The 19,868-nt window shown below is 73.0% G+C and carries 23 protein-coding genes and 1 riboswitch; of the genes, 11 read left to right on the plus strand and 12 right to left on the minus strand.

Going from position 1 to position 19,868, the window contains the following annotated elements; translation table 11 throughout:
* Window positions 1–89: 89 nt before the first annotated feature.
* The 4 genes from AB0C22_RS03125 to AB0C22_RS03140 all read left to right on the plus strand — a co-directional run bounded on the left by AB0C22_RS03125 (window position 90) and on the right by AB0C22_RS03140 (window position 5,284).
* Complete coding sequence (locus AB0C22_RS03125) at window positions 90–1,394, plus strand: ABC transporter ATP-binding protein (protein WP_357533176.1); 1,305 nt, start codon at window positions 90–92, stop codon at window positions 1,392–1,394.
* Window positions 1,395–1,648: 254 nt separating this feature from the next.
* The gene (locus tag AB0C22_RS03130; RefSeq protein ID WP_357533178.1) at window positions 1,649–2,116 is read left to right on the plus strand and encodes a DUF4442 domain-containing protein; all 468 of its coding nucleotides are present in this window, start codon (window positions 1,649–1,651) and stop codon (window positions 2,114–2,116) included.
* A 49-nt stretch (window positions 2,117–2,165) separates the two neighbouring features.
* Complete coding sequence (locus AB0C22_RS03135; protein WP_219466175.1) at window positions 2,166–2,915, plus strand: beta-phosphoglucomutase family hydrolase; 750 nt, start codon at window positions 2,166–2,168, stop codon at window positions 2,913–2,915.
* The gene (locus tag AB0C22_RS03140; protein ID WP_219466178.1) at window positions 2,912–5,284 is read left to right on the plus strand and encodes a glycoside hydrolase family 65 protein; all 2,373 of its coding nucleotides are present in this window, start codon (window positions 2,912–2,914) and stop codon (window positions 5,282–5,284) included. Before AB0C22_RS03135 ends, AB0C22_RS03140 begins: the two co-directional genes overlap by 4 nt.
* A gap of 159 nt (window positions 5,285–5,443) precedes the next feature.
* Here AB0C22_RS03140 and AB0C22_RS03145 read toward each other — a convergent pair whose 3' ends face one another.
* From AB0C22_RS03145 to AB0C22_RS03155, 3 genes are all read right to left on the minus strand, one after another.
* Window positions 5,444–5,623 (minus strand): hypothetical protein, encoded by a 180-nt coding sequence (locus AB0C22_RS03145; RefSeq protein ID WP_208565644.1) that lies wholly within the window; start codon window positions 5,621–5,623, stop codon window positions 5,444–5,446.
* A gap of 231 nt (window positions 5,624–5,854) precedes the next feature.
* Window positions 5,855–6,202, minus strand: coding sequence for a thioredoxin domain-containing protein (locus tag AB0C22_RS03150; protein ID WP_279632642.1), 348 nt, complete (start codon window positions 6,200–6,202; stop codon window positions 5,855–5,857).
* On the minus strand, window positions 6,172–6,564 hold the full coding sequence (locus tag AB0C22_RS03155; RefSeq protein ID WP_219466188.1) for a MerR family transcriptional regulator: 393 nt from the start codon (window positions 6,562–6,564) through the stop codon (window positions 6,172–6,174). Before AB0C22_RS03155 ends, AB0C22_RS03150 begins: the two co-directional genes overlap by 31 nt.
* A 153-nt stretch (window positions 6,565–6,717) precedes the next feature.
* Here AB0C22_RS03155 and AB0C22_RS03160 point away from each other — a divergent pair, with 153 nt between their 5' ends.
* Entirely contained in the window at window positions 6,718–7,374 is a 657-nt protein-coding gene (locus tag AB0C22_RS03160; RefSeq protein ID WP_219466191.1) for a dienelactone hydrolase family protein, read from the plus strand.
* 147 nt (window positions 7,375–7,521) lie between these two features.
* Here AB0C22_RS03160 and AB0C22_RS03165 read toward each other — a convergent pair whose 3' ends face one another.
* Window positions 7,522–8,691 carry an AI-2E family transporter gene (locus tag AB0C22_RS03165; RefSeq protein WP_357533181.1) on the minus strand — a complete coding sequence of 390 codons (1,170 nt, stop codon included), beginning with the start codon at window positions 8,689–8,691 and terminating at the stop codon, window positions 7,522–7,524.
* Window positions 8,692–9,014: 323 nt separating this feature from the next.
* Between AB0C22_RS03165 and AB0C22_RS03170 the strand changes: the two genes are divergently transcribed.
* From AB0C22_RS03170 to AB0C22_RS03180, 3 genes are all read left to right on the plus strand, one after another.
* Window positions 9,015–9,197 (plus strand): antitoxin, encoded by a 183-nt coding sequence (locus AB0C22_RS03170; RefSeq protein ID WP_219466194.1) that lies wholly within the window; start codon window positions 9,015–9,017, stop codon window positions 9,195–9,197.
* 184 nt (window positions 9,198–9,381) lie between these two features.
* On the plus strand, window positions 9,382–10,590 hold the full coding sequence (locus AB0C22_RS03175) for a cytochrome P450 (RefSeq protein WP_219466206.1): 1,209 nt from the start codon (window positions 9,382–9,384) through the stop codon (window positions 10,588–10,590).
* An 18-nt stretch (window positions 10,591–10,608) separates the two neighbouring features.
* On the plus strand, window positions 10,609–10,839 hold the full coding sequence (locus AB0C22_RS03180; protein WP_208565648.1) for a ferredoxin: 231 nt from the start codon (window positions 10,609–10,611) through the stop codon (window positions 10,837–10,839).
* A gap of 52 nt (window positions 10,840–10,891) precedes the next feature.
* On the opposite strand, the gene AB0C22_RS03185 is transcribed toward AB0C22_RS03180, so the two are convergent.
* The 5 genes from AB0C22_RS03185 to AB0C22_RS03205 all read right to left on the minus strand — a co-directional run bounded on the left by AB0C22_RS03185 (window position 10,892) and on the right by AB0C22_RS03205 (window position 13,950).
* The gene (locus AB0C22_RS03185; protein ID WP_208565649.1) at window positions 10,892–11,494 is read right to left on the minus strand and encodes a hemerythrin domain-containing protein; all 603 of its coding nucleotides are present in this window, start codon (window positions 11,492–11,494) and stop codon (window positions 10,892–10,894) included.
* 218 nt (window positions 11,495–11,712) lie between these two features.
* Window positions 11,713–12,138 (minus strand): TIGR03618 family F420-dependent PPOX class oxidoreductase, encoded by a 426-nt coding sequence (locus AB0C22_RS03190; protein WP_219466212.1) that lies wholly within the window; start codon window positions 12,136–12,138, stop codon window positions 11,713–11,715.
* Between the two features lie 46 nt (window positions 12,139–12,184).
* Entirely contained in the window at window positions 12,185–12,547 is a 363-nt protein-coding gene (locus AB0C22_RS03195) for a YkvA family protein (protein WP_357025532.1), read from the minus strand.
* A gap of 78 nt (window positions 12,548–12,625) precedes the next feature.
* Window positions 12,626–13,423 (minus strand): hypothetical protein, encoded by a 798-nt coding sequence (locus AB0C22_RS03200; RefSeq protein ID WP_357533185.1) that lies wholly within the window; start codon window positions 13,421–13,423, stop codon window positions 12,626–12,628.
* Window positions 13,424–13,575: 152 nt separating this feature from the next.
* Window positions 13,576–13,950, minus strand: coding sequence for a hypothetical protein (locus AB0C22_RS03205; RefSeq protein ID WP_357533187.1), 375 nt, complete (start codon window positions 13,948–13,950; stop codon window positions 13,576–13,578).
* A gap of 240 nt (window positions 13,951–14,190) precedes the next feature.
* Between AB0C22_RS03205 and AB0C22_RS03210 the strand changes: the two genes are divergently transcribed.
* A complete protein-coding gene (locus tag AB0C22_RS03210; protein WP_219466223.1) occupies window positions 14,191–14,793 on the plus strand; it encodes a lipocalin family protein in 603 nt (200 codons plus the stop codon).
* A gap of 247 nt (window positions 14,794–15,040) precedes the next feature.
* Here AB0C22_RS03210 and AB0C22_RS03215 read toward each other — a convergent pair whose 3' ends face one another.
* Window positions 15,041–15,391, minus strand: coding sequence for a helix-turn-helix domain-containing protein (locus tag AB0C22_RS03215; RefSeq protein ID WP_219466227.1), 351 nt, complete (start codon window positions 15,389–15,391; stop codon window positions 15,041–15,043).
* 211 nt (window positions 15,392–15,602) lie between these two features.
* Here AB0C22_RS03215 and AB0C22_RS03220 point away from each other — a divergent pair, with 211 nt between their 5' ends.
* Window positions 15,603–16,337, plus strand: coding sequence for a carbonic anhydrase (locus AB0C22_RS03220; protein ID WP_208565656.1), 735 nt, complete (start codon window positions 15,603–15,605; stop codon window positions 16,335–16,337).
* 65 nt (window positions 16,338–16,402) lie between these two features.
* Here the strand turns inward: AB0C22_RS03220 and AB0C22_RS03225 are convergent, their stop codons facing one another.
* Window positions 16,403–17,428 (minus strand): hypothetical protein, encoded by a 1,026-nt coding sequence (locus tag AB0C22_RS03225; protein ID WP_219466230.1) that lies wholly within the window; start codon window positions 17,426–17,428, stop codon window positions 16,403–16,405.
* A 3-nt stretch (window positions 17,429–17,431) separates the two neighbouring features.
* A riboswitch (cyclic di-AMP (ydaO/yuaA leader) is annotated at window positions 17,432–17,563 on the minus strand.
* Between the two features lie 166 nt (window positions 17,564–17,729).
* Complete coding sequence (locus AB0C22_RS03230; protein ID WP_219466232.1) at window positions 17,730–19,073, minus strand: YibE/F family protein; 1,344 nt, start codon at window positions 19,071–19,073, stop codon at window positions 17,730–17,732.
* A 219-nt stretch (window positions 19,074–19,292) separates the two neighbouring features.
* Here AB0C22_RS03230 and AB0C22_RS03235 point away from each other — a divergent pair, with 219 nt between their 5' ends.
* Entirely contained in the window at window positions 19,293–19,841 is a 549-nt protein-coding gene (locus AB0C22_RS03235; RefSeq protein WP_255597844.1) for a hypothetical protein, read from the plus strand.
* Window positions 19,842–19,868 lie beyond the last annotated feature (27 nt).

Consider the following 19,868-nt stretch of genomic DNA (forward strand, 5'->3'; position numbering starts at 1 on the left):
AGTCGAACATGGCACGTTTACCCGATGTGCTAACCCGATGATGCTCGTCACAGTCAACCCGGGGTTCGGCCAAGCTGGGGGAGGAGACGGTGACCACCGTCGCGTTGAAGGACGTCACAAAGGTATTCCCGGATGGGACAGTTGCCGTCGACAACGTCAGTCTCGACGTCGTCGACGGTGAGTTCATGGTGTTGCTCGGCCCGTCCGGTTGCGGAAAGTCGACCGTGCTGCGGATGATCGCGGGACTGGCGGAGCCGACCACCGGCGCGGTGATGCTCGACGGTGAGGTCGCCAACGACCTGCCGCCGCGCGACCGGAAGATCGCCATGGTCTTCCAGGATTTCGCGCTCTACCCGCACATGACCGTCGGTGACAACATCGGCTTCCCGCTCAAGCTGTCCGGGGTGGAGCCGGTGCCCCGGGGCGAGCGGGTACAGGACGTGGCCAGCGCGCTCGGCATCGGCGACGTGCTCGGCCGCAAACCGAGCCAGCTCTCCGGCGGCCAACGGCAGCGGGTCGCGATGGGTCGGGCGATCGTCCGCCGGCCGGGGCTGTTCCTGATGGACGAGCCGCTGTCGAACCTCGACAGCGGGCTGCGGGCGGAGCTGCGTGCCGAGATCTCCGCGCTGACCCGCGAGCTGGGCGTCACCACCATCTACGTCACCCACGACCAGGCCGAGGCGCTGACCATGGCCGACCGGGTGGCCATCATGCGCAAGGGCGTGCTCCAGGACGTCGGCACCCCCACCCAGGTGTACGGCCGGCCGGCGACCCTCTACGTCGCCGCGTTCCTCGGCAGCCCCCGGATGAACCTGCTGGAGGCGTCGGTCTACGTCCACCTCGACCGGTACGTCACGCTCACCCTCGGTGACCAGGCGCTCTACCTGCCGTGGGACGACATCCGCAGTCGGGCCGTGGCGCACTACCACGGCGAGCGGATCGTGGTCGGGATGCGGGCCGAGGCGCTCACCCCGGTCGCCCCGGACACCCCCGGTGACGTGCTCCAGGGCCGGGTCCGTTACCTGGAGCACCACGGGCACGAGTCGCTGGCCTTCCTCGACATCGGCGCCACCGCCATCATGGTCGACGAGATGAGCGCCCCCGCTGAGGACGCCGCCTCGGGCCAGCGGGGACTGCGCCGGTTCGGCCAGGTCATGTCCCGGCTCACCGGGCGGGCCGGCGAGCCGGAGGAGGTCGAACGGACGGCCGGCGACAACCGCACCAGCGTGCTGAACGACCCCGGCCGCCACCACCGCCGCCCGGCCGAGCTGGCGGTCCGGCTGGCCCCGTACCCGGCGATCTCGGCGGGGCACCCGATGGCGGTGGCGGTCCGGATGGACGCCCTGCACTTCTTCGACGAACGCGGCGACCGCATCGACGTCGGCTGGCGCTGACCCCACCCTGCCTTCTCCCAACCCACCCTGCCCTGCCCCCGGCGCTGCTCTGCCCCTGGCGCTGCGCGCAACTTCGTGGATGTAGTGGTCTCCGCCCGCCTGGATGCCGCTATCTCCAGGGAACTGTGTGGATCATGAGGTCGTGGCAGTCGACCGGGGCGGGGGTGCGCGTGGGTCGACCGGTTCTGGCGGGGTGGTGGTCGGGGGTCGGCAGGTGCTGGTGGGGGTTTTTACCGGCGGGTAACCTCGGGGTCATGACCATCGACTCCCGCGAGGTGGCGGCCGGGGTGCTCCGGGCCGTCCCGTTCGCCCGCACGCTCGGCTTCGAGATCGTCGAGGTCGCGCCCGAGGCCGGGGGTGGGGTCCGGGCGGTCGTCCGGCTGCCCGACTCGCCGGCCACCCACAACCACGTCGGCGGCCCGCACGCCGGGGCCATGTTCACCCTCGGCGAGACCGCCTCCGGCGCGGTGGTGATGGCCGCGTTCGGGCAGGTGCTCGACCGGGCCGTGCCGCTGGCCGTGCGGGCTGACATCGCGTACCGGCGGGTGGCGATGGGGGAGGTGCGGGCCACCGCGCGGCTCGGTCGCACCCCGGCCGAGGTGCTCGCCGAACTGGACGCCGGGCAACGCCCCGAGTTCCCGGTCGCGGTGGAGATCGGCACCCCCGACGGCACCGTCACCGCCACCATGACCGTCCTGTGGACCCTGCGCCCGCACCGCTGACCCGCGTGGCGGGGGTTTGCCCGGTGGGGGCGGTGGATAGATTCGTAGCGTGCTGGGCCTACCTGCTCATGTGACCGCCTGCCTCTTCGACCTCGACGGCGTGCTGACCCAGACCGCCAAGGTGCACAACGCCGCCTGGAAACAGACCTTCGACGACCTGCTGCGCCGGCACGCCGAGGCCGGCGGCGAACCGTTCCGGCCGTTCGATCCCGGCCCGGACTACAACCGCTACGTCGACGGGAAACCGCGCGCCGACGGGGTGCGCTCGTTCCTCGCCTCCCGGGGCATCACCCTGCCCGAGGGGAGCCCTGACGACCCGCCCGACGCGGACACCGTCAACGGCGTCGGCAACCGCAAGAACGTCGTCCTGCTGGACCGGATCCACCACGACGGCGTCGAGGCGTACCCGGGCTCGGTGGCCTACCTGAAGGCGGCCGAGCAGGCCGGGTTGCGCCGCGCGGTGGTCTCGGCCAGCGCCAACTGCCGCGACGTGGTCGCCGCCGCCGGCCTGGAACCCCTGCTGGAGGTACGCGTCGACGGGCTGGTCGCCCGCGCCGAGGGGTTGCGCGGCAAACCGCACCCGGACACCTTCCTCGCCGCCGCCGAGCTGCTCGGGGTGGCCCCCGCCGACGCGGCCGTGTTCGAGGACGCGCTGGCCGGGGTGGCCGCCGGGCGGGCCGGTGGCTTCGGGCACGTGATCGGGGTGGACCGGGCCGGCCAGGCCGACGAGCTGCGCGCCCACGGCGCCGACGTGGTCGTCACCGACCTCGCCGACCTGCTGACCGGGCCGGCCGCATGATCCGGGAACGCGCCTATCCGGTCGAGCCGTGGCACATCCGGGAGACCCGCCTCGACATGGACGTGCTGGCCCAGTCCGAGTCGGTGTTCGCGCTCTCCAACGGTCACATCGGGCTGCGGGGCAACCTCGACGAGGGTGAGCCGCACGGCCTGCCCGGCACCTACCTCAACTCGTTCTACGAGCTGCGTCCGCTGCCGTACGCGGAGGCCGGGTTCGGGTTCCCCGAGTCGGGGCAGACCATCGTCAACGTCACCAACGGCAAGCTGATCCGGCTGCTCGTCGACGACGAACCCCTCGACCTGCGCTACGGCGAGCTGCTCAGCCATGAACGGGTCCTCGACCTGCGGGCCGGCACCCTGCACCGGGAGATGCACTGGCGCTCGCCCGCCGGCCGGGAGGTGAAGGTCCGCAGCACCCGGCTGGTCTCCTTCACCCAACGGTCGGTCGCCGCGATCCACTACGAGGTGGAGGCGGTCAGCGGCCCGCTGCGGCTCATCCTCCAGTCCGAGCTGGTCGCCAACGAGAACCTGCCGGCGCAGAGCCGCGACCCCCGGGTCGCCGCCGTGCTGGAGTCGCCGTTGCAGGCCGAGGAGGAGCTGACCACCGACGACGGCGGGCTGCTCATCCACCGCACCAAGGTCAGCGGGCTTCGGGTGGCCGCCGGGATGGGCCACGACGTGGACGCCCCGGGCAAGACCACCATCGAGTCCGAGGGGTACGAGGACTGGGTCCGGACCACCATCGGCTGCGTGCTCCAACCCGGCGAGACGATGCGGGTGGTCAAGTTCTTCGCGTACGGCTGGTCCAGCCGACGCTCGCTGCCCGCCCTGCGCGACCAGGTCGGCGCGGCGTTGGCCGCCGCCCGGCTGACCGGCTGGGACGGGCTGCACCGGGAACAGCGCGAATATCTCGACGGGTTCTGGGACGCCGCCGACGTCCGGGTCGAGGGGGACCCGGAGGTGCAGCAGGCGGTCCGGTTCGGACTGTTCCACGTGCTCCAGGCCGGTGCGCGGGCCGAACGCCGGCCGATCTCCGCCAAGGGGCTCACCGGCCCGGGCTACGACGGGCACGCGTTCTGGGACACCGAGATGTTCGTCCTGCCGGTGTTGACGTACACCCAGCCGGGCGCGGTCCGCGACGCCCTGTACTGGCGGCACGCCACGCTGGAGCAGGCCCGGGAGCGGGCCCGCACGTTGAACCTGGCCGGGGCGGCGTTCCCGTGGCGCACCATCGAGGGCCCGGAGTCCTCGGCGTACTGGCCGGCCGGCACCGCCGCCTTCCACATCGCCGCCGACATCGCCGACGCGTTGCGCCGCTACGTCCTGGTCACCGGTGACGATCAGCTGGAACGTGACATAGGTCTGGAACTGCTGGTGGAGACCGCCCGGCTGTGGCGCTCGCTGGGCCACCACGACCGCAACGGCCGGTTCCACCTCGACGGGGTGACCGGCCCCGACGAGTACACCGCCGTCAAGAACGACAACATCTACACCAACCTGATGGCGCAGCGGAACCTCCTCACCGCCGCCGACTGCGCGATGCGCCTGCGCGACGAGGCGCTCGACCTGGGGGTGACCGAGGAGGAGGCGGCCGAGTGGCGGGACGCCGCCCAGGCCATGCACGTCCCGTACGACGAGGACCTCGACGTGCACGAGCAGGTGGAGGGCTTCACCCGGCTCCAGGAGTGGGACTTCGCGCACACCCCGACCGAGAAGTACCCGCTGCTGCTGCACTACCCGTACTTCGACCTGTACCGCAAGCAGGTGGTCAAGCAGGCCGACCTGGTGCTGGCGATGCACTGGCGGGGGGACGCCTTCACCGACGCGCAGAAGCTGCGCAACTTCCTCTACTACGAGCGGCGTACCGTGCGCGACTCGTCCCTGTCGGCCTGCACCCAGGCGGTGCTCGCCGCCGAGGTTGGGCACCCCGAGCTGGCGCACAGCTACCTGAGGGAAGCCGCGCTGATGGACCTGCACGACCTCAACGAGAACACCCGCGACGGCGTACACATGGCGTCGTTGGCGGGGGCCTGGATCGCGTTGGTGGCCGGGTTCGGTGGGCTGCGCGACCACGACGGCGAGCTGTCGTTCGCCCCCCGGCTGTCCAGCGGGTTGAGCCGGTTGGAGTTCTCGTTGCAGTGGCGGTCGATGCGGCTGCGGGTGGACGTCCGGCCCCACCAGACGACCTACTCGCTGCGTAACGGTGGCCCCGACACGGCCCTGGAGCTGCGACACCACGGGGAGACCGTCCGGGTCACCTCCGCCGCGCCGGTCACCGTACCCGTGCCGCAGACCCACGAACGGACCCCCGCGCCGGAACAACCACCCGGCCGGGCCCCGCTGCTGCGCCTTCCGGAGTCCCGCGCCTGATCCCGTCCGGCCCGGCCCGGCCGGGTCGTGCCCGTCGACCGGTCGTGTCCGGTCGTGCCGGACCGGTTCGATCGTGGAGAGTTCTTGTCGCGGGAGCGACAAGAACTCTCCACGATCACGTGCCTGGTGCCCTCCCTCGACCCCGAAGGCCCCCGGGGCTCAGAACTGGGGGCCGTCGGAGGGGCGGCCACCGGCATCGCGCGGTGCGACCGCCCGTGGGTCGTCCGGGGTACGCGCCTGAGCCGCCTCGTCCGCCCAGTCGAGGTTGCGCTCGGCGTCCTGTTCGGGGCGTTCCTGCTCGATGGTCCGGGTCTGCTGACGTGTCTTCCGCTTGGCCATGGCGAACCTCGTGATCCGTGCGGGGCGCTGCTGCGCCGGTGCCGACGTCACGCGCGTCTTCCCGCCCGCCGCCCCCGCAAACGCCGTCCCCGCTCGCCACCGCCACCCTGCTACCGCCCGCCGACGTCGCCGGCCACCGCCATCGCCATCGCCCGCCGACGTCGCTGTGCCCCTACCACCGCCGCGCGCCGACGTCGCCGGACAGCGCCGTGGACGCCGCCGGTCCGGTGTTCAGGCGTCGAGGTGGCGGGTGAAGGCGAGCCGCAGGTGGTTCTTCGGACGGGCGCCGACGATCGAGCCGACCACCTCACCGCCGACGAACACCAGCATGGTGGGCAGCGACATCACCCCGTAAGCCCGGGCGGTGGCGGGGTTGGCGTCGGTGTCCACGGTGACCACCCGCAGCCGGTCGCCGAACTCGTCGGCCAGCTCGGCCAGGTGTCGTGAGGTCCCCACGCAGGGCGGGCACCAGTCCGCCCAGAAGTCGACCACCACCGGCCGGTCGGCGGCGAGCACCGTGTCGGCGAAGGTCGCGTCGGTGACGGCGGTCAACTGTCCCGCTGCCGTGTCCTGAGGCATGTTTCCTCCCGTTGGATGATCGCCTGGGTGAGTTGGTCGTGCAGCTGCCGCCGTACCGTGCCCAGCTGGTCGAGGTAGGCGTCCACCTCGGCCAGCTTGCGACGCAGCACGGCGACCGAGTCCGGGCAGACGTCCCCGGAGGCGTGGCCGGCCCGCAGGCAGGCCACGAACGGCCGGATGTCGTCGAGGTCGAAGCCGACCGCCAGCAGCGCCCGGATCTCGTGCACCACCCGCAGCTCCGCCTCGTCGTACACCCGGTAGCCGTTGGCCGAGCGGCGTGGCCGGACCAGCCCGCGCGTCTCGTAGTACCGCAGCGTGCGGGTGCTCGTTCCGGCCCGTTCCGCCAGCTCACCGATCAGCATCCGACCTCCTCGGCGGAGTTCCTGGCGTCACGCTAGACCTTGTCGCCGGTGTCAAGGCAACGGGCGGACGCGGCGCGGGTGGGGGCGGCGTGGGTGAGAGCGGTCGCCGGGCGGGTAACCGCCACCGACCGCACGGCGGAAAGGAGCAACACCATGGGGGTACGCGCCGAGGCGACGGTGCCGCTGCGGGACGCCCGGTTGCCGGCCGACGTCGACGGGCCGGACGACGCGGTGGGAGTGGTGCTCTTCGCCCACGGCAGCGGCAGCTCCCGGCACAGCCCACGTAACGTGGCGGTGGCCCGTGTGCTGCAACGCCGGAGGCTGGTGACGGTGCTGGTGGACCTGCTCACCGCCGAGGAGGATGCGGTCGACGCCCGTACCGCCGAGCTGCGCTTCGACATCGAACTGCTGGCCGGTCGGCTCGCCGGGATCGTCGACTGGCTCGCTGCCGAACCGGCGCTGGGCCGGCTGCCGGTCGGCCTGTTCGGGGCGAGCACCGGTGCGGCCGCCGCCCTGGTGGCCGCCGCCGCACGTCCGCAGCGGGTCGCCGCAGTGGTGTCTCGGGGTGGTCGACCCGACCTGGCCGGGCCGGCCCTGGCCGGGGTCCGTGCGCCGACGTTGCTGCTGGTGGGCGGCCTCGACGAGCAGGTGATCACGCTGAACGAACAGGCCGCCGGGCTGCTGACCGGCCCGCACGAGTTCCGGGTGGTGCCCGGTGCCACCCACCTGTTCGAGGAACCGGGCACCCTGGACGAGGTCGCCGACGCCGCAGCCGACTGGTTCAGCCGCCACCTCCCCGTCCCGGCCTGACCGCTCCCACCGTGACGATCCTGGGTGGCTGTACCGCTGACGATCGTGCTCGATCCATGGTGCGGCGGGCTCGGATCAGGCGGAAGCCGCTACGACACGGATCGAGCACGATCGTGGCCCGACGGTGTGGGGTGCCGGATCGGTGGGTCAGGCGGGGGTGGCGGGTGACTCGTCGTCGTGGCGGTGGTGCGGGCGGTCTTCCGGCAGGGCCGACGCGACCTGCTCCCGGTGCCGTTGGACGGTGTCGACCACCCGGTAGGCGACCGCCGCGATCGGCACCGAGACGAACGCCCCCGCGATGCCGGCGATCAGGGTGCCCGCCGTGACCACCACCAGGATCACCGCCGGGTGCAGCTGCACCTGCCGCTTCATGACCAACGGCTCCAGCAGGTTGCCCTCGATCTGCTGGACGGCGATCACCGCAGCCAGCACCAGCAGCGCCGTGGTCGGACCGTTGGCGGCCAGCGCCACCAGCACGGCGACCGCGCCGGCGACCGTCGCCCCGATGATCGGTACGAAGCCGCCGAGGAACGTGATCAGCGCCAGCGGCAGCGCCAACGGCACCCCGAGCAGCACCAGCGCCAGCCCGATGCCGAGCGCGTCGATGGCCGCGATGAGCATCGTGCCCCGGCTGTACGCGCCGAGGGTGCGCCAACCGGCCCGACCGGCCTCGGCGGTCACCGCCCGGTTCGGGCCGGTCATCCGACGCAGCACCCAGTGCCACATCGACCGGCCGTCCTTCAACAGGAAGAACAGCAGTACCAGGGCGAGTAGGGCGGAGCCGACCGCCTCGGTCGCCGTACGGGCCCCGCCGACCGGGTCCGGGGCGCTGCCACCCAGGCCGTCGCGGATCTGCTGGACCAGCTTGTCGAGTTGGGCGTCACTGACCGGCAGGGTCCCGGTGACGAAGTCGCGGGAGCGTTGCAGACCCTCGTCGAGCTGCTGGCTCAGCTCCCCGAACTGGGCGGCGGTCAGATTCCACACCAGCACCCCCACCCCGACCAGCACCCCGAGCAGCAGCAGGACGCTCAGCAGCGCGGCGAGCGCGGCCGGTACCCGCAGCCGGCGCAGGGCCAACAGCACCGGGTCGAGCAGCGCGGTGAGGAAGAAGGTGACCGCCACCGCGATCGCCAGCGGCGCGAGCAGCACCGCCACCTTCCCCAGCAGGTAGCACCCGAACACCACGACCACCAGGCAGGCGCTCCAGACCACCGCCGTGCGGACCAGCCAGGGCAGCGCCGCCCAGGCCTGCCGTGGGGTGGGGCGGGCACCCGCAGCCGTCACTTCGGGCGTACGCCCGGTACCGTCCTCGACCACGTCGGATCCTCCTCGGTCTCGGCGGGGTCGATACCCGACCCGGTCGGCCGCGACACCCGGTGGCTCAACGTCGTGCCGACCGGTCGGTTCCGCTCAGGACGGTCGCACCCGGACGGCCACGCCCAGCAAGGGTGACGCCGGCACGCTGTCGCCGCACGGTGCCGTCCGGACTGTCCTGTCGCGCCGCTCAGCGGGGGTGTCGTGCCGGTCCCTGGTGGTGCGGTCGACCCGCCGGGCGCTGTGGTCCGCCCGCTGCCGCCGCGCTGCGGTGTTTGTGCCCGGGCGGACGGGGAACGCAACAGGCCGACGACGAGGAGGACACCATGAGCGACTTCATGAACAAGGTCAAGGATTTCGCCGACAAGCACGACAAGCAGGTCGACCAGGGCCTGGACAAGGCCGGCGACTTCGCCGACGAGCGGACCGGCGGCAAGCACGACGAGCAGATCGACAAGGGTGTCGACGCGATCCAGGCGCGCACGGGTGAGGGCGACCAGGGTCGCTGAGCCGTTCCCAATGCCGGGTCACCCGTTCGGGTGGTCCGGCATTGTCGTGTCAATAGCTGCTCACCTCTGGTAACCATCGACGAGGCTCGCTACTATCCGCAGTCGGGGCATGACTCACCGTTGAGTCGTGTGGAGTGGACCGGCACGCGGCACTGCGGGCCGTCGACGAGAGGGAGCATCCCCGGTGACCGACACAACGCACGCCACGATCGCCCGGCCCTACCCGTTCAGCGATCCGCACCGGCTCGACGTCGACCCCCGTTACGCCGGGCTGCGCCGCGACGAACCGCTGATCCGGGTCCAACTCCCGTTCGGTGAGCCGGCCTGGCTGGCCACCCGGCACGCGGACGTACGAGCCGTGCTGGGTGACCTCCGGTTCAGCCGGGCCGCCGCCGTCGGGCGGGACGAGCCGCGCAGCAGCCCCTACCAGCGGGAGGCCGGCATCCTTGGGATGGACCCGCCCGAGCACAGCCGGCTGCGCCGGTTGGCGGCGAAGGCGTTCACCGCCCGACGGGTCGAGGAACTCCGCCCGCGGACCCGGGAACTGGCCGAGGACCTGGTGGCCGGGATGATCGCCGCAGGGTCGCCGGCCGATCTGGTCAGCCATGTCGCGACCCCGCTGCCGATCCGGGTCATCTGCGATCTGCTGGGCGTGCCGGTCAGTGACCAGGACCGTTTCCACACCTGGTCGGAGGCGATCGTGTCGACCACGTCCCTGCGACCGGAGGTGGCGCAGAGCTACATCGACAACCTGCTGTCGTACATGGCGGGGCTGATCGCCCAGCGGCGGGTGACCCCCACCGACGACCTGATCGGGGCGATGGTCCGGGCCCGCGACGACAACGCCGACCGACTCACCGAGGACGAGATGGTACGCCTGGCGGCGGGCCTGCTGGCCGCCGGCCACGAGACCACCGTGACCCAGATCCCCAACCTGGTCTACGTCCTGCTCACCGAGCCGGACGTCTGGCAGCGGCTGTGCGCCGAACCGGCCCTGGTGCCGTCCGCCGTGGAGGAACTGCTGCGCTTCATCCCACTCGGTGCCACCGCCGCGTTCGCCCGGTACGCCCTGGAGGACGTCGAACTCGGTGGGGTGCTGGTCCGGGCCGGTGAACCGGTGCTGGTCTCCATCCCCTCGGCCAACCGGGACGAGAGCGTCTTCCCCGACGCCGACCGGCTGGACCTCGACCGAAAGGTGAACCCGCACCTCGCCTTCGGGCACGGCCCGCACCACTGCATCGGGGCCCAACTGGCCCGGATGGAACTCCAGGTGGTCCTGGAGACCCTGCTGGCCCGTACCCCGGGCCTGCGGTTGGCGGTGCCCGAGTCGGCACTGACCTGGAAGAGCGGCCTGCTGGTCCGGGGCCTGACGGCGTTGCCCGTCACCTGGTGACGGAAGGACGGAGGACAGATGGGGGAGCACGGCTGGCGGGTGCACGTGGACCCGACCCGGTGCATCGGGGCAGGAATCTGCGCGGGCTACGCCCCGGCCCACTTCGTGCTGGTCGACGGATTGTCCCGGCCGCTGGCCGAACGGATCGATCCGGCGGACGCGGTGCTGGATGCCGCCGAGTCCTGCCCGATGGAGGCGATCGTGGTGTCCGACGCGGCCGACGACAGCCGGATCGCCCCGGGCGCCTGAGCGGGTGGTGGCCGGCCCCGGCGGGGTACCCGGAGACGGCCACCACCCCCGCTCAACCCTGCTGGTCGTGCAGCTCCGCCCTGGTGGTGGGCCGCCCGCTCAGCGCGTCCCTGATCCGGTCGACCAGGCCGGCACCGGGATTGAGCAGCCGGTTCGCCGGTGGATGGTCCGGGGCACCGGGGTGCGGGCGGGTCGGCAGGTGTCCCTTCGCCGCCTGAACCCGGTCGGCCAGTTCGACCAGCTCCTCGTGGGCGACGGCGGCCCGCAGCCGGGGAAAGAGCTCAGCCTCCTCCTCTTTCACGTGGTGCCGGATGCTCTTCGTCAGGTGGCTGATCAGCGGCTCGAAGCGGGCGTCGGACGGGTCCAGCGGCTCCAGCTCCTTCAGCGTCCGTTCGGCCACGGCGTGCTCGGCGATCTCGTGTTCGGCGAGCTGGTCGCCGTCGGGCAACGCCCGGCGGGCGGTCGGGTAGACGTACATCTCCTCGGCGACCGCGTGCCGGACCAACTCGGCGATCATCACGTCGGCCAGCCGGCGACGGTGCTCGGCGCTGCCCTGTCGGCTCTCCAGCTCCACGAAGATCGTCTCGATCTCGTGGTGGTCGGCGGTCAGGACGTCCACGACATCCTGACCCGTGGTGGCCTGTGCGTTGCTCATCTCGGTGCCCCTTACCGGTTGCGGGCGGATCGGCTCCTGGCGGGGCCTGTACCCACCACCGGGCACCCGAACCATCACCGTCGATGAGCTGCCGGTTCCGACTTCCCGGGCCGACCCGCCGGGGACGCACCCCGGGGCCGACCTCAGGCCGGGCGACGGACGCCCGCTGCCGGTGTTGCCGCGCGGGGCCGTCCCGGCGCACGGTCGGTGGATCGGTCCTAGTCGGACGGGAGGGGCGGGAGGGAACCCAGCAGCCGGGTCACGGTGATCTCGATGACGACCCGCTCCGGGTTCGGGCGCGGCTGGCGGTAGCGCTCCGCGTACCGGCGCTCCGCCTCGGCCACCGCGTCGGGGTCCGTGCGCAGCACCGCCCGACCCTCGACGGTCAGCCACCAACGGCCGTCGAGGTGGCAGGCCGCCACCGGGACGCCGGCCGATCCGGCGGCGGCGACGTACCGGGCCTTGGCCGAACCACCGGAGGTGATCACCCGGGCCAGCCCGGCCGTCGCGTCGTAGGTCAACCCGACCGGTACGACGTGCGGCGTGCCGTCGGGACGTGGGGTGGTCAGCGTGGCCAGGTGCCGCTCCCGGCAGAAGGTGAGGACCCGCTCGTCGTGCGGGTCCAACTGGTGTCTGCCGGCCATGTCCGTTTCCCGTCCCGTGCGGGGCGTCGCCCCGGTTCAGCCCCGATCATGACATCATCCGCCCGGTCCGACCCTGGCCGGGCGGGGAGGATGAGGCGTCGGACAGGGCACCAGGTCGGCCGGGCAGCGGCGGCCCGGCGGCCCGACGGCGTTGGGCCAGGCGACCCAGGTAGATCAGCGCACCGGCCAGCACACCCATGTCGTCCAGGTAGATCGGGTCGGGCAACACGTCGACCGGCAGGATCGTGTAGATGAGCGCGCCGTAGAAGGCCACCTTGCCGCCCACGCCCAGCGTGCCGAGCAGCCGTCGGGTGCGGATGACCCGTACCGCCAGCAGGACCGCGCCGACCAGCGTCGCCAGCGCCAGGATGCCGCCGACGACCACGAGCGCCCACATCTCCCGGGACATGCCCGCAACGCTAGCCCAGCCCGGCCCGTCGCGCCGGATTCCGTCGCCGACCCGACGGGCCGACCGGTCGCGGTCGGGTCAGTAGGCGGCGACAGCGGCCCGGCCGCGTGCCACGGTGGGGTTCTCCCGGGTGGTTTCGGCCGACGGGCGCGGGCTGTCCGCCATCGGCAGCACCGACTCGGCCCGCTCCGGCCGGCGCTCCCGCGCGGCGAACGCCTCGTCCCGCAGGCTGCGCGCCGCCGCCCCGGCCAGGTCGGCAGCCCGCCACGCCGCCTGTTCCCGGGCGACCGCCGCCCGGTGCCGGGCGGCCAGGTGGTCCCGGGTGGCGCGGCGCAGCACCAGTTCCTGCTCCACGGGGTGCCGGCGCGGGTCCCAGCCGGCTCGGTGGGCGAGGGCGTCGTCGAGTTGCGCGTCCGACAGCTCGCCCCGGCGGTGTGCCTCCTCGGCGGCCCGGTGCAGCCAGCGCTCCCGGTCGGCGTACTCGGCCGGGGTCTGCCCGGTGTGCGGCAGCGGCATGGCCGCGGCGGCGGCGAGCCGACGCAGGTGCGCCTCGGCCGACTCCAGGGCCGTCCAGGCCGACTCGACCTCGTCCTGGGTGGCCAGCCACTCGGCCCGCAGCCGGCTCGCGGTGGTGCCCGCCCGGTCGGCCGCCACGGCGACCTCCTCGGCGTACCGGGTGTGCTCCCGGTCCTGTTCGGTGCGCTCCCGATCGTCGGGCAGGGCGGCGTCGCGGAACCGGCGGGCCACCGCCAGCCGGAACCGGTCGGGACGGACGACCAGGGCCGCGACGGCGACGGCCGCGACGGCGAGCAGGATCAGCCAGATTCCGGCGGCGGCGGGGACGTCGGGCAGGACGGCGGAGAAGACGGTCTGCATCACCAGCACCTCACGGTGGAACAACGATGTGGACGGACGGGGGCCCGGTCGGGGCGGGAGCTACGGGCGGCGTGTCCTCAACGGACCGGATCCGGCCGGCCCACCTCGGACCGGGGCGCGGTCGGGGACGGGGACCAGGAGGGCCGCGCCGCTCAGTGCCGGGGCGGGCCGCGCCGGCCGGTGGCGTCCCGGGCCGGGTCCGGCGTCGCCACGTCCAACCGGGCGGCTGGCCGGACCGTGGGCTCGTCGGCGGATCCGGCCGGCAGCGGCCGGCTGGGCCCGTGGGCGGGTCGCCCGGCACCGGGACGGGTCTCGGTGGACGCGTCGTCACCGGCGCAGGTGTCGGCGGGTAGCTCGGCCACCCGCGAGGTCACCACGAGCGGCTGGGCGGCAGCGGCGGCCGGGCCGCCGGTGGCGGCGAACAGCCCGCCGAGGCCGACGGTGAGCACCAGGGCGGTGACCGCCAACCGGGTCAGGTCGCGCAGCCTCGACACCCAGACGGGCCGGGTGGAAGCTGGGCGGATCACCCGTCCAACCTATCCCCACCCGGCCGTGCGCGCAGCGTCGGCGACCCGATCGGGCCAGTGACCCGGGCCACGGTGTGCCCTGTGGACGGACCGTTCCCAGCAGGGATACGCGCGCTGACCTGCTCCCGGATGCATCGACGGCGATGAGAATGCCGACAGTTTCCGTCCGGTCGGTCCGGGCAATTGGCCGGCGGCGCGACATCCTGCCGCGCCGGGACCGAACAGACCGGAGGAGACACCATGGGAGTACGTCGTCAGGTCGCCGCGGCCGTCGCCGTCGCCACCGCGACGGTGCTGGCCACCGCCGTACCCGCGCAGGCCGCGCCGACCGCCGTCGACACCGGGCCACTCACCCCGGTCGCCGACGTCGACGTCGAGCGGTACGCGGGCGACTGGTACCAGGTCGCGGCCATCCCGGCGATCTTCGAGATCCAGTGCTTCAAGAACGTCAAGGCCCGGTACGACGTCCAGCCCGACGGCACCGTCGGGGTCCGCAACACCTGCCAGACCATCGTCGGCACCACCAGTGCGGTCACCGGTCGGGCCCGCAGCGAGAACCCGCCGGCCGACTCGGCGTTGACCGTGTCGTTCCTCAAGCTCGGCAGCCGGTGGCTCTACCTGGGTGGGCCGAACTACGTGGTGATCGGGCTCGACCCCGACTACCGCTGGGCGGTCGTCGGTGACCCGGACCGCAGCACCGGCTTCGTCCTGTCCCGGGAGCCGGCGCTGACCGGGGCGCAGACGACGGCGGCGAAGGCGGCGCTCACCGCCAACGGCTACGACCTCTGCGACCTCCGTACCACCCGGCAGGACGGCGGCGCGCGGGCCGGCAGCTTCTGCTGAGCCGTCCCCGGGCCGGTTCTGTCGAGCCGTCCCCGGGCCGGTTCTGCTGAGCCGTCCCGGCCTGGGGGCGCGGTCTGGGTGCCGCCACCGCGCCGTGGCCCGGATGAAGCACCGGACGCCCGACGGCCCGCCCACGCACGCACCGGGGGTGGGCCGTCGACTCGGCACCGGTCACCTGGGCTGCCGCCTGGGGCGTGGTCGCCCGGGCTGTCGCCGCCGGGTTCGGTCGGGCAGGTGGGCTGATGCCTCAGGCGTCGGTCGGGTGGGCCGTGGGCCCCGACGCCTGAGTCGGCGTGGTGGGGGTGAAGAGGGCGAGCAGGGCACCGACCTGGCGGTCGGCCTCGGCGGGGTGCCGGAAGTGACCGCTCGGGTCGATCGTGTACTCGTTGCGTCGGCCGACCCGGGTACGCCGCAGGTAGCCACCGGTCTCCAGGTCCGCCACGATGGCCTGGGCGGCCCGCTCGGTCACCCCGACCTCCTCGGCGACGTCCCGCAGCCGGGCGGTGGGGTTGCGGGCGATGGCGAGCAGCACGTGACCGTGGTTGGTGAGGAACGTCCAGTTCCGGGTGCTCCCGGTGCCGCCCGTCGTCGTCGCCATGACGTCATCGTATGGCCCGTACCTGGGAGGCCCGCCGTCGGCCGCCGGGTCGACCGTGGGCCTCGACCCCTGGTCGACATCGTGGCGACCAAAGCCTGAAACGTGGATCACGAAATCTTGACGTACCTTTCGCTGCGTGTGACCGTGGGAACACGGCCGTCGTCGCCGCCGGCCGGCGTGACCAGGTGCGATTCCGGACCGAGGTGAGGCAATGGCCCCGATCACTCCGACCCAGGCGCTGGCCGAACTACAGGCGGGCAACCGGCGTTTCGTCGCCGGGGAGCCCCACCACCCCAACCAGGGTGCCAGCCACCGGGCCGCCGTCGCCGACGGCCAGCATCCCTTCGCCGTCATCGTCGGCTGCTCCGACTCCCGGCTGGCCGCCGAGATCATCTTTGACCGGGGTCTGGGTGACCTCTTCGTGGTCCGGACCGCCGGGCACACCGCCGGGCCGGAGGTGCTCGGCAGCGTCGAGTACGCGGTGACGATCCTCGGCACCCCGCTGGTGGTGGTCCTCGGGCACGACTCCTGCGGGGCGGTGCAGGCGGCCCGGGAGGCGGCCCGTACCGGCACCCAGCCCCCGGGGCACCTCTACTCGGTGGTCGCCGCCGTCGGGCCGAGCCTGCGTCGCGCCGACCAGCAGGGAGTGCACGACATCGACGGGATCGTCGACATCCACATCGCGCAGACCGTCGAGGTGCTGCTCGGCAACTCCCCGGTGATCGCCGCCGAGGTGGCCGCCGGGCGGTGCGCGGTGGTCGGCATGTCCTACCGCCTCGCCGCCGGTGAGGTCCGCCAGGTCGCGCCGGCCCACGAGGCCGCCGCTCCCGCCACCCGGGCGGCTGCGCCCACCACCGCGGCGGCCGCTGCCGTCGTACCCGGGCCGGCCGTGCCGACGGGTGTCGACGCCGTGCCGACCGGCGAGCCCGCGGCCGTCCCCGGCTGAGGCGTACCACGCACGACGAAGGCCGCCCGGCTCAGCCGGGCGGCCTTCGTGCTGGTGAGGGCCGGCTACAGCAATGACACGTGGACGTGGTCGGTGTGGTTGGAGGGCCCGGAGTACGAACTCCAGCCGTTGGCCGGGAACCAGATCTGCCGGTTCCAGATCACGTAGTAGATGCCCAACCGGTCCGAGTTGCGGATCAGGAACGCGGCGAGGTTGTTGCCGTACATCCGGGTGTCGTTGTTGTGCCACGGGCTGAAGCCGCTCTTCTGCAACGACCAGTCGCACGCCTTGCCCTTGGGGTGCTCCCACGGCCCGCCGGGGCGGTAGCAGCCGACGAACCGGTTGAAGCCGGCCCGCTTGACCTCCTTGTACATGTGCAGCGTGCGCGGGGTGATGCAGCCGGACGTGGTGGGGTCGTTCTCGCTGCACGACTCGCCGCGCCAGTCGCCGTCGGCCGTCTGGCCCGGGGCGATCCGGGCGACCGGCGAGGTGGCGTCGACCAGGCCACCGGTGAAGCCCCGACCGCCGACCAGGGCGAGCGCCTTGTCGGCCTCGGTCTTCTTCTTGGCCATCAGGTTGGTCTGCTTCTGCTGCTCACGGACCTCGGTGTCGACGGCGAGCTTGGCCTGCTCGGCACGCTTCTTGACCTTGTTGACCTCGGCCAGCTTGCCGGCGTTGACCATGTTCAGCTCGTCCAGGGCGGCGGCCCGCCGGACGAAGGTGTCCGGGGCGTTGCTCTCCAGCAGCGCCGCGACCGCGCCGACCCGACCCGTCCGGTACGACTGGGCGGCGATCTCGTTGACCTGCGGAGCCAACGCCGCCAGCTCCTGCTCCGCCTTCTCCACCTCGATGGCGTACTCGAGTTGGCGCTTCTTGGACTTCTCCAGCCGGTTCTTCGCCGCCGAATACTCCCGGTTCGTCGCCTCGATGACGTCGGTGAGCAGCTTCGGCTCCTCGTCCTCCTCGTGCCCCGAGGGGGTGGGCGCGTTGGGTGCTGCCGCCGCGGGGGAGGCGGCGGGCCCGGCGACCAGCGCCAGGGCGGCGAGCACGGCCACCACCGGAGTCCACCAGTGGCGTAGGGGTGCCGTCACAGTTGTCCCTTCCGTCGACCGCCGACCGGGTTAGCTGACGGGTTCGGGACGGAAGTGGCCCCTACCGCTGGCGCGGATTCACCCCAGGTGCTCGGTTCCCCGGCTCGCCGTACGGCGATTGGGCGGTGGCACCGCTGGCTCCGGTGGGCGCCTTCGGCGGTGACCGGCAGCGAGGTTACCCGAGAGTCGTACCGGGGATCTACGGTCACAACCCGGCAAAATGCGTATTTTCCCGATAGCGAGGGGTAATCAGTGACGCGACCGACAGCCGCGACCTCACCTCCGGTCACACAGCGCAGTGTCACCATGCGGTGTCCGTGCTCCTTTCCGGGTCTGGCCACCGTGCGGGGGCCGGGGTGGACGGTTCGCCGTGCCGGGGGCCGCTCAGCGCCGCCAGCGCCTCGGCACGGTCGGGGGCGGGGCGTGGGGTGGGCGTCGGTCCGGTCGCGTCGGCGTCGGCGGGACCGCGCCCGGCGGTGACGACGAGCGCGGCCAATCCGGTGGTCAGCGGCACCGCCGCCACCAGCCCCAGGGTCGCCACCGCGCTGCGGACGATCTCCTGGGCCAGGAACTCGCTGGTCAGGATCTGGCTCACCGGCCGGCTGTCGGCGGTGAGCAGGAGCAGCAACGGCAACGAGGCCCCCGCGTACGCCAGCACGATCGTGTTGACCGTGGACGCGATGTGCGCCCGCCCGACCCGGGTCGCCGCCCGGTAGAGCTGCAACCGGGACAGCCCCGGATTGGCGTGCGCCAGCTCGGTGACGGTGGCCGACTGGGTGACCGTGACATCGTCCAGGACCCCCAGCGAACCGATGATGATCCCGGCCAGCAGCAGTCCGTGCAGGTCCACGTCGCGCTGGTACATCGACAGCGTGGTGGCCTCCTCGCTGCCGTACCCGGTCAGGTGGGTGGCGGCGGTGGCCAGCGTGCCCAGGACGCCGGTCAGCACCAGGCTGCCCAGCGTGCCGAGCACCGCCACCGAGGTCTGCGCGGTGACCCCGTGGGTCAGGTACAGCACCACGAACATGATCAGCGCGGCGCCGGTGACCGCGATCGGCAGCGGTGCGCCCCCGGCGGAGATGCCCGGCACCACGAAGGTCAACAGGATGGCGAAGCTCGCCCCGAGGCCGGCCAGGGCGGCCAGCCCGCGCAGCCGGCCGAACGCGACGATCGCCGCCGCGAACAGGGCGACCAGCCAGAGCAGCGGCATGCCCCGCTGGTGCTCGGCGATGTGGTAGCTGCTCACCGACGGGTCGGTGGGGTCGGCCAACGCGACCAGCACCACCTCGTCGCCGACCGCCACCGTCGGTGCCCCCGGCCCCGACGGGACCGGCGTCTCGACCTGCTCACCACTGTCCGGGCCCTGCCCGACGGTGACCGTCACCGTCCCGCACGGCCCGTCGGCCGCCCCCGACGGGCCGTCGGGGGTCTGCGGGGCGGGCGGGCACGGCTCGGTCACCACCCGGGTCACCGTGCCGTGGTAGCGGGGCACCTGCTCGCCCTGGTCGATCTTCGGGGTCTCCCCCGGCCAGAGCAGCAGCGTGGCGATCACCGTGACGACGATGAGCGGCACCACCGTCATGACGAGGATCCGCCGCACCCGGGGTGGGGTGGACGGAGCGGGACGGGTGTGGTCGGCGCCCATGTGCGAGTACTCCCAACGATCCGGGACGGGATACGTGTCAGCCGGCCAGCCGGTTCATCCACGGGCGGCGGGTCGTCGGACGATGGTAGCCAGCACCAGGTCGGGCCGCGCGGTTCACGTGCTGGTGGCAGGCCCCGCCACCGCTGCGGCGGGTACGCCCGTGTCGGGTGGCCGACCCGTCCGGGCCCGCCGGTCGTCCGGGACGGCTAGCGTGGAACCGTGCGGCGGGCGGGAACGACGACGGCCGGGCGGTGGCTGCGGCTGCTGCTGCTCGTCGGCACCCTGCTGGGGCTGTCCGCGATGCACACCCTCGGCCACGACGCGCACCCGGCCGCCGGTCATCCCGCCGACGGTCGGCCGGTCGGCCACTCCACGGTCGGCCACTCCACCTCGGCGGACCGGGCCTCCGTCGGGCACGACACCCCGGTCGAGCGCCCCCACCGGACGTCCGTCGTGTCGCCGGTCATGGACCGGGGGGACCTGACCGGTCCGGTACGGCTCGCGATGGTGACGGCCCGTCCCCTCGGGTGCGGGGCCGGATGTGTGGTGGTGCTGCCCTACGAGCCGACCGGCTCACCGGCCACCGGGTGGAGCGTCTGCCTGGCGGTGCTCGGGGCGCTCACCGTGACGCTGCTGGTGCTGCTCTGCGCGGTGCGTACCAGGCCGGCCGGGGTGGCCCGTCCGCCGTCGCGGCCCCGGGAGCCGCGCGCCCCGCCACCGCGCCCGCTCGGGCTCCGGCTCGCCACGGTGTCGGTACTGCGCAGATAGGACACCCGGGCGCGGCTCCGCCGTGTC

It is taken from the genome of Micromonospora sp. NPDC048894 (assembly GCF_040649765.1).
Lineage (GTDB): Bacteria > Actinomycetota > Actinomycetes > Mycobacteriales > Micromonosporaceae > Micromonospora > Micromonospora antibiotica.

What these genes read in the sequence shown, in the direction of transcription:
- AB0C22_RS03130 (WP_357533178.1), top strand. Translation starts at nt 1,649, where the DNA reads ATGACCATCGACTCCCGCGAGGTGGCGGCCGGGGTGCTCCGGGCCGTC.
- AB0C22_RS03140 (WP_219466178.1), top strand. Translation starts at nt 2,912, where the DNA reads ATGATCCGGGAACGCGCCTATCCGGTCGAGCCGTGGCACATCCGGGAG.
- AB0C22_RS03145 (WP_208565644.1), bottom strand. Translation starts at nt 5,623, where the DNA reads ATGGCCAAGCGGAAGACACGTCAGCAGACCCGGACCATCGAGCAGGAA.
- AB0C22_RS03150 (WP_279632642.1), bottom strand. Translation starts at nt 6,202, where the DNA reads ATGCCTCAGGACACGGCAGCGGGACAGTTGACCGCCGTCACCGACGCG.
- AB0C22_RS03155 (WP_219466188.1), bottom strand. Translation starts at nt 6,564, where the DNA reads ATGCTGATCGGTGAGCTGGCGGAACGGGCCGGAACGAGCACCCGCACG.
- AB0C22_RS03160 (WP_219466191.1), top strand. Translation starts at nt 6,718, where the DNA reads ATGGGGGTACGCGCCGAGGCGACGGTGCCGCTGCGGGACGCCCGGTTG.
- AB0C22_RS03170 (WP_219466194.1), top strand. Translation starts at nt 9,015, where the DNA reads ATGAGCGACTTCATGAACAAGGTCAAGGATTTCGCCGACAAGCACGAC.
- AB0C22_RS03180 (WP_208565648.1), top strand. Translation starts at nt 10,609, where the DNA reads ATGGGGGAGCACGGCTGGCGGGTGCACGTGGACCCGACCCGGTGCATC.
- AB0C22_RS03185 (WP_208565649.1), bottom strand. Translation starts at nt 11,494, where the DNA reads ATGAGCAACGCACAGGCCACCACGGGTCAGGATGTCGTGGACGTCCTG.
- AB0C22_RS03190 (WP_219466212.1), bottom strand. Translation starts at nt 12,138, where the DNA reads ATGGCCGGCAGACACCAGTTGGACCCGCACGACGAGCGGGTCCTCACC.
- AB0C22_RS03195 (WP_357025532.1), bottom strand. Translation starts at nt 12,547, where the DNA reads ATGTCCCGGGAGATGTGGGCGCTCGTGGTCGTCGGCGGCATCCTGGCG.
- AB0C22_RS03200 (WP_357533185.1), bottom strand. Translation starts at nt 13,423, where the DNA reads ATGCAGACCGTCTTCTCCGCCGTCCTGCCCGACGTCCCCGCCGCCGCC.
- AB0C22_RS03210 (WP_219466223.1), top strand. Translation starts at nt 14,191, where the DNA reads ATGGGAGTACGTCGTCAGGTCGCCGCGGCCGTCGCCGTCGCCACCGCG.
- AB0C22_RS03215 (WP_219466227.1), bottom strand. Translation starts at nt 15,391, where the DNA reads ATGGCGACGACGACGGGCGGCACCGGGAGCACCCGGAACTGGACGTTC.
- AB0C22_RS03220 (WP_208565656.1), top strand. Translation starts at nt 15,603, where the DNA reads ATGGCCCCGATCACTCCGACCCAGGCGCTGGCCGAACTACAGGCGGGC.
- AB0C22_RS03230 (WP_219466232.1), bottom strand. Translation starts at nt 19,073, where the DNA reads ATGGGCGCCGACCACACCCGTCCCGCTCCGTCCACCCCACCCCGGGTG.